Source organism: Salinimicrobium oceani, assembly GCF_012037645.1.
In genome coordinates, this window is sequence record NZ_JAAVJR010000031.1 from 1 (window position 1) to 1218 (window position 1218).

4 protein-coding genes are annotated in these 1218 nt (G+C 42.0%); 3 read left to right on the forward strand and 1 reads right to left on the reverse strand.

The annotated features are described in order from the left end of the window. From HC175_RS15135 to HC175_RS15145, 3 genes are all read left to right on the forward strand, one after another. On the forward strand, positions 1-352 hold a 352-nt coding region (locus tag HC175_RS15135), incomplete at its 5' end, for a tRNA ligase subunit PheS family protein (RefSeq protein ID WP_438865943.1). Beyond that, positions 349-513: a hypothetical protein gene (locus HC175_RS15140; RefSeq protein WP_168023852.1), complete on the forward strand. Its 165-nt coding sequence runs from the start codon at positions 349-351 to the stop codon at positions 511-513. The genes HC175_RS15135 and HC175_RS15140, both read left to right, overlap by 4 nt. A gap of 2 nt (positions 514-515) precedes the next feature. Next, positions 516-911 carry a hypothetical protein gene (locus HC175_RS15145; RefSeq protein WP_168023851.1) on the forward strand — a complete coding sequence of 132 codons (396 nt, stop codon included), beginning with the start codon at positions 516-518 and terminating at the stop codon, positions 909-911. Here HC175_RS15145 and HC175_RS15150 read toward each other — a convergent pair. Continuing rightward, the coding region (locus HC175_RS15150) for a DUF1801 domain-containing protein (RefSeq protein ID WP_168139322.1) at positions 912-1218 on the reverse strand (307 nt) is incomplete at its 5' end.

Consider the following 1218-nt stretch of genomic DNA (forward strand, 5'->3'; position numbering starts at 1 on the left):
GCAAACTTTGTTGTATTTTACTAAGCAGTTGTTCGGGAAAAGCAAGATAAGATTACGTCCGTCCTATTTTCCTTTTACAGAGCCTAGTGCAGAGGTTGATATCTACTGGGGCCTTGAAACAGAAACCGATTACCGCATCACCAAAGGTACCGGATGGCTGGAGATCATGGGCTGCGGAATGGTGGATCCTAATGTACTTCGCAATTGTAACATAGATCCTGCAGAATATTCCGGTTTTGCTTTTGGAATGGGGATAGAAAGAATAGCCATGTTGCTATACCAGATCGGGGATATTCGTATGTTCTATGAGAATGACATGAGATTTTTGGAACAGTTTAAATCATCTATATGAAAACAGTTGGCGTAGTCATTCTCGGCCTTATTGCTCTTGCAGTAATTATCGTCCTTATCGTTGTAGAGATCATAGAACTTGCCGTTGGTGCAGTTCTGTTACTGGTCGCCCTTGGAATCATCTGGTGGTTGTGGCGTAAGGTCAAAAGCAAGTTCGACTAAAGGTGAAAAAAGATATTGATATTCCTGAAGTAACCGATGTCTACGTGGCCGCCGTGCGCGAAAAGCATGAAGAATACGGCAGCCTTGACTGGAATGCTTACCTCATTAATGACCTTTCTGAGACTCTTGAAAGTGTTTTAATTGTTTCCAAAGGTTATGATGAAAAACGGGAAACTTCGGTAATGCGACACAGCATTGCAAAGTTGCCGCCGCAGTCTTTTGCTAAAGTGGAATTTCTACAGGAGGATGTGCTACAGCTAAACAATGAATTCTCTGTCTCCTTCTTTGCTGAAGGAAAGATGTTTCACAAAAAGTTCGTGTTTAAGAAGAACAGTATCAACGAGAAAGCGCTGCGGGAAGTGCCGGTGATGCAGAAAAAAGGAGTGCTGCTGAAGTAGTTATTTTTTCTTTACCACCTCTTCATAGGTAGAGATCCATTCTTCTACGCAAATTTTTGCCACCAGTTGTGCAATGAGTTCATAAGGTATCTTTTCCACATTTTTAAACCTGATACAGCTTTTTCCCATATCCGGTTTTGTTGCTGAGTGCTTCGGATATTCTTCCCGGAACCATTCCAACAGCTCCGGATTTGCATAGATCCCCATGTGATACAAGGCTACAAAATTCTTTTGTGAAGCAAGATTGATAAAAGGTAGCGGCTGCTTAGGATCAACATGATAACCTTGCGGATAGATAGAATGTGGG

Bases quoted from the DNA above. Each gene is read 5' to 3' on its own strand.
- HC175_RS15140 (WP_168023852.1), top strand. From the start codon at position 349: ATGAAAACAGTTGGCGTAGTCATTCTCGGCCTTATTGCTCTTGCAGTA.